The organism is Pseudomonas sp. (assembly GCF_036387035.1).
Taxonomy (GTDB): domain Bacteria; phylum Pseudomonadota; class Gammaproteobacteria; order Pseudomonadales; family Pseudomonadaceae; genus Aquipseudomonas.
In genome coordinates, this window is sequence record NZ_DASVUM010000151.1 from 1 (window position 1) to 5,663 (window position 5,663).

Below are 5,663 nucleotides of genomic sequence, written 5' to 3' on the forward strand. Positions count from 1 at the left end.
GGTCATGAGATTCATCAGCACCAGGTCGGCGGCCGGCCAGGCGTCCGGGTCACGCCAGGCACGCATGGCAATGTATTCAACTGTCCATGGCCCAATGCCCGGCATGGCCAGCAACTGCCCCCGCAGATCGCCGATGTCACCGTGGCGGACATCAAGGGACAGCTTGCCACTGGCCACCTCTGCCGCGAGGCGTTGCAAGGTGTCGACGCGTTTGCCGGGCATGCCAATTTTGTCCAGGTTCGCCTGCGCCAGTGCGGCAGGTGTCGGGAATCGCCAGGCCAGTTGTTCATGCAGGCCTGCGCTGACTTGAACCCCGGCGCGCTGCACGAGGCGACCGACAATCGTGGTCGCCCCCTTGACGCTGACCTGCTGCCCGACAATCGTGCGCACCGCCAACTCGAACCCGGAAAACGCGCCCGGCACGCGCAACCCAGGACGGCGCTGCACCAGCGACGCCAGCCATGGGTCCCGTGAGAGGGCTGTGTCAACGACCTCAGGGACGGCGTACAGGTCAAACATATGCGCGACCGGGACGATCAACTCATCGATGTACTGACTCACCTCCCCGTGGGCAGTCGCCAGAAGATGCTGCCCGCCCGGCGCCATTTCCACCGTCAAGGCCCCTTGGCTGCCCTTGAATTCGATGTTGCGCAGGTAAACGCCCTCAACCACCGCCTCAACGCCCACCGTCATTCGCGCCGCGAAGAAATCAAGCATGCGCTGCCAGTCGAACGGCGGATTGAAAGGGATCAGGCGCGAGGCGCAGGGAATGTCAGGTTGCAACATGAGTGAGGCCGAGGTCAGTCAGGGTCGGCTGACGCTAGCGTAATCGATGCAGAGGCACAACATTTCGGGCCATCAGCAGGGTGTACGCCGCACGAATGAGGTTGAGCACGCTGGCCTCTTCCCGGCTGAAGCCGGTCCCACAAGGGGATCGCGTCTATTCAGCGAGACGGGATCTGACCTCGACTGTGGGACCGGCTTTAGCCGGGAAAGCGTCGGGTGTCACGCCGCATGGATGAGGGTGAAACCACGGGCCTCTTCCCGGCAGAAGCCGGTCCCACAAGGGGATCGCGGGTATTCAGCGGGACGGGATCTGACCTCGACTGTGGCACCGGCTTTAGCCGGGAATGCGTCGGGTGTCACGCCGCATGGATGAGGGTGATCACGCTGGCCTCTTCCCGTCTGAAGCCGGTCCCACGAGGGATCGCGTGTATTCAGCGGGACGGGATCTGACCTCGACTGTGGGACCGGCTTTAGCCGGGAAAGCGTCAGGTGCCACACCGCAAGCATAAGTGCGAGCACGCTGGCCTCTTCCCGGCTGAAGCCGGTCCCACAAACGATCGCGTGTATTCAGCGGGACGGGATCTGGCCTCGACTGTAGGACCGGCTTTAGCGGGGAAAGCGTCAGGCGTCACGCTGCAAGGATGAGGTTGATCACGCTGGCCTCTTCCCGGCTGAAGCCGGTCCCACTAGGGGATCGCGTGTATTCAGCAGACCTGGATTTGACCTCGAGTGTAGGACCGGCTTTAGCCGGGAAAGCGTCAGGTGCCACACCGCAAGCATAAGTGCGAGCACGCTGGCCTCTTCCCGGCTGAAGCCGGTCCCGCAAGGGGACCGTGTGTATTCAGCGGGACGGGATGTGGTTAAAGCAGGACTGCAATGTCAGTGAGTGCATTTTCGTCAGCTCGGGCAGCCCACTGCGCCGCCATCAAGGTTCTGCTTGTAGTTTTCGTACTGGAGCGTGGCTTTGCCGTCGTTCCATTTGAGGGTGAGGACCAACACGGAATCGAAGTCTTCGGCGACCCAGTCGTTGACCAGCTTGACCTTCTCGCCTGACGCCTCTTCGGCGACTTTGTTGATCAGCTCTGGCAGATAGCCGTGTGACCAGGCAGTGTAGATGGTGGCGTCGTGGTATTTGTCGCGCATCAGCTCGTCGGCCAGATCGCCGGTGTCGTTGGCGGCGAAGTCAATGTTGACCGGAAGGCCGAGTTTGATCGCGCTGGGGCCGACGGTCATGAGCGGGCGAAGGTAACTATAGGAATGATCGTGCTCGCCCTCTTCCACATGACGACTCGGGTTCGCCGCAAAGATGAAGTCAGCTTTGCCAAACGTGTTGGGCAGCACCGTGGACAGGTCGATGGCGCGATTGAGCCCTTGGCAATTCAGCTGACCCAGGCCCGTTTCGGGCTTCTCGGCGTGACGCAGAAACACCAGCGTCTGGGTGCCGTTCTTGGCCTCGGCGTGCACACCCTTGCCCGCGGCGAACCAGAAAATAGCGGAAGCAATCAGCAGTGTCGGCAACAGAAAATAGGTCATGCGCTGCATCGCGCGGGACCAGAGGGAGGGGCTGGAAAGGCTCATATCGGCATGAATTCTGATGGCTCGTGATGGGCATGACGCCCGAAGCAACGTCCTTGTCAGCGTGCGGCTCGGTGGAGTATGGCGAGCGATTGTTTCCGTATAACGAAATAACGAATGCCGATGTGATCACTAAACGCTCGAGAGGTTGCACGCAAACCCCTGATTCTCGGTATTAAACGCCGAACGGTCACCGATAGATCCCTTGCTCGACGAGGCTTTTACAGCATCGGCCGTGCCATGCCGCGCTGTTGCCACAGGAACACCTGATCAACACAGTGCCCAATCCTGCACAGCGGCAACCCCTCCCTAGCCCCGCAAATTCATAGGTTTGAGCGTTAAAAGTGTGTGGCATAAAGCCTGCAATATTCCATTAAAGCAGACCGACTCGCTCGAACTGCGGATTTTGTCATAAGCAGCCGTGCGCAGCTTCCGCCCCTTCATTGGACACTTACCATGACCGCACTTTCCCGCCTGCCGACCTCTTTGAAACTTCTGGCCGGCGCTTTGGGCCTGACCCTGCATTCGCTGGCGCAGGCTGCCGAGGCCCCGCCCGCCGAAGTCCATCTGGATTACGCCTACTACTCGCCGGTCAGTCTGGTGCTCAAGCATTTTGGCTGGCTGGAGAAAGCACTGCCGCAATCGAAGGTGAGCTGGGTGTTCAGCCAGGGAAGTAACCGCTCCCTGGAATACCTGAACAGCGGCGGCGTCGACTTCGCCTCCTCCGCCAGTCTCTCAGCGGTGCTGGCGCGAGCCAATGGCAGCCCGATTAAATCCGTTTACGTTTACAGCCGCGCCGAATGGACAGCGCTGGTGGTGCGCAAGGACTCCACGTTACAGAGCGTCGCCGACCTCAAGGGCAAGAAAATCGCCGCCACCAAAGGCACCGACCCTTACTTGTTCACCCTGCGGGCGTTGCAGCAGGCCAAGCTGACCAAGGACGATGTCGAGCTGCTGCACCTGCAACACCCCGACGGCCGTATTGCGCTGGAGAAAGGCGATGTCGATGCCTGGGCCGGACTCGACCCGCACATGGCCGCGAGCGAAATTCAGGCCGGCTCGCGCTTGCTGTACCGCAACAAGGACTTCAACAGTTACGGCGTCGTCAGCGTGACAGAACGTTATGCCAAAGAGCACCCCGAAGCGATCAAAACAGTCCTCGCCGCGTACGAAAAGGCCCGGGAATGGTCGCTGAAAAATCCGGACGAGCTTGCGCAATTGCTCGCCAACGAGTCAGGCCTGCTGCTGGACGTCGCCAAGTTGCAGCTGACCCGCACGGACCTCAGTCGCCCTCGGCTGACCGATCAGGACATCACCGCGTCGAAGGCCGCCGCACCGATCCTGGTGTCCGAAGAGCTGGTGCGCAAAGGCACCCAGGTCGATCAGGTCATTGACCAATTGATCGACCCCACCTTCGGCAACGCCGTCGTCGCCACGCCATGAGCAACACGCGCGCTAGCGAAGCGACGGAGCGCAGGATCGATGGCAGTACCGGCTTCAGGGTGAATGTTCCGAAAACCGAGACGGTTGAGGCCTCACCGGCCCTGCCCCGAACGTTTGGAAAGTGGCGCACCCGCTTGAAGGGCCTGGCCGTGCCGGTGGCGATTCTACTGATCCTGGAAATCGCCGTACGCGCAGGCCTGGTGCAGTCTTACCAAATGCCGGCGCCGAGCGAGATCGCCTCGACGCTGACGGACCTGGCCGAGGGCGCGCTGTGGAAGCACATCGGCGCCAGTTTGATCCGGGTGCTTTCAGGCTTTGTCATCGGCGCGAGTCTGGCGCTGGTGTTCGCCGCATGGGTCGGGCTCAGCCGCGAGGCGGAAGCGTATCTGGAGCCGACCTTCGCCGGCCTACGCTCGATTCCGAGCCTGGCGTGGGTGCCTCTGTTGTTGCTGTGGCTAGGGATTGGCGAGACCTCAAAGGTGGTGCTGATTGCCATCGGTGCCTTTTTTCCGGTGTACCTGAACGACGTTGCGGCGCTTCGCAATATCGATCGCAAGCTGGTGGAGGTCGGGCAGATGTACCGCTTCAGTCAGCGGCAGATGATTGTCCATGTGTTCCTGCCCGCTGCGCTCCCCGGGCTGTTCACCGGCTTGCGCTCGGGCTTGAGTCTGGCCTGGATGTTTCTGGTGGCCGCGGAGTTGATCGCGGCCACCAAGGGGCTGGGTTATTTGCTCAGCGACGGGCGCGAAACTTCGCGTCCGGACATTGTGCTGGCGGCGATCATTGTGCTGGCGGTGTTGGGCAAGTTGACGGATGGGGTGTTGGCGATGCTCGAACGGAGATTCTTGTCGTGGCGAGATACGTTTAAAGGCTGATATCGAGATCAAGATCAAGATCAAGGGCGTCGGCCTAACGGCCTCTGGTTTCGCCTTCGGCGAGTTACTTGATAAAGCCCCAAGTAACCAAGGGCTTATGCTCTTGGCTTGGCCCGACTTCGTCGGGTTCCCTCACTCCGACGACGCTACGTTCAGCCTGCACCCAAGTCGCGATTGGCGGTGTTTGAACTATCTGGGTAGAAGATCAACAGCAATAGCAATAGCAACAGCAAAGGCCTGGGCCCAGATGATGATTTATCGTGCCCACGCTCCGCGTGGGCATGCAGAGCAGGACGCTCCGCGTCCATTCCCGGCTGAAGCCGGTCCCACGAGAGTACGCGGTGGCTGAGTGGGACCGGCTTCAGCCGGGAAGCTCCTGATCTGCTTTTGCTCTTCAAACACAAAGCGTGCAAACACCGCAAATCGCGACTTGGGTGCAGGCTGAACGGAGGTTTCGCGGAGTGGGTCGAGCCGCATGGATGCGGCGAGAGCGCCGTCAGGACATGGATGTCCGTTCGGCGCGGGCCCACGCAGCGAGACCGGAGTGAAGGAACCCGACGAAGTCGGGCCAAACCGGGAGCAAGCACCCTTGGTTACTTGGGGTGCTTTTCCAAGTAACTCGCCGAAGGCGAAACGCTCTGCCGTTAGGCAGAGGCTGTCGAAGCTGATCGTGCCCTCGCTCTGCGTGGACATGCAGAGCAGGACGCTCCGCGTCCATTCCCGGCTGAAGCCGGTCCCACAAGAGTACGCGGTGGGTTAGTGGGACCGGCTTTAGCCGGGAAGCTTTTGCTCTGCACTTGATCTGCTTGTGCTCTCCAGACACAAAACGTCCAAACACCACAAATCGCGACTTGGGTGCAGGCTGAACGCAGGTCTCGCGCAGTGGGCCGAGCGGCATGGATGCCGCGAGAGCCGCCCCCCGCCATGGATGGCGGATGGCGGCGGGCCCACGGAGCGGGACCGGAGTGAAGGAACCCGACGAAG

At 61.1% G+C, this 5,663-nt stretch carries 4 protein-coding genes; 2 read left to right on the plus strand and 2 right to left on the minus strand.

From position 1 onward, the window contains the following. Together VF672_RS14255 and VF672_RS14260 are read right to left on the minus strand one after the other, a co-directional pair. The coding region (locus VF672_RS14255) for a DNA-3-methyladenine glycosylase family protein (RefSeq protein WP_331105222.1) at positions 1-786 on the minus strand (786 nt) is incomplete at its 3' end. Positions 787-1,683: 897 nt separating this feature from the next. Then, entirely contained in the window at positions 1,684-2,328 is a 645-nt protein-coding gene (locus tag VF672_RS14260) for a hypothetical protein (protein WP_414705610.1), read from the minus strand. 489 nt (positions 2,329-2,817) lie between these two features. Here VF672_RS14260 and VF672_RS14265 point away from each other — a divergent pair, with 489 nt between their 5' ends. Together VF672_RS14265 and VF672_RS14270 are read left to right on the plus strand one after the other, a co-directional pair. Next, the gene (locus VF672_RS14265) at positions 2,818-3,804 is read left to right on the plus strand and encodes an aliphatic sulfonate ABC transporter substrate-binding protein (RefSeq protein WP_331105224.1); all 987 of its coding nucleotides are present in this window, start codon (positions 2,818-2,820) and stop codon (positions 3,802-3,804) included. Continuing rightward, positions 3,801-4,679 (plus strand): ABC transporter permease, encoded by an 879-nt coding sequence (locus VF672_RS14270; RefSeq protein WP_331105225.1) that lies wholly within the window; start codon positions 3,801-3,803, stop codon positions 4,677-4,679. The genes VF672_RS14265 and VF672_RS14270 overlap by 4 nt, the downstream gene beginning before the upstream one ends. Positions 4,680-5,663 lie beyond the last annotated feature (984 nt).

Bases quoted from the DNA above. Each gene is read 5' to 3' on its own strand.
- VF672_RS14260 (WP_414705610.1), bottom strand. From the start codon at position 2,328: ATGCAGCGCATGACCTATTTTCTGTTGCCGACACTGCTGATTGCTTCC.
- VF672_RS14265 (WP_331105224.1), top strand. From the start codon at position 2,818: ATGACCGCACTTTCCCGCCTGCCGACCTCTTTGAAACTTCTGGCCGGC.
- VF672_RS14270 (WP_331105225.1), top strand. From the start codon at position 3,801: ATGAGCAACACGCGCGCTAGCGAAGCGACGGAGCGCAGGATCGATGGC.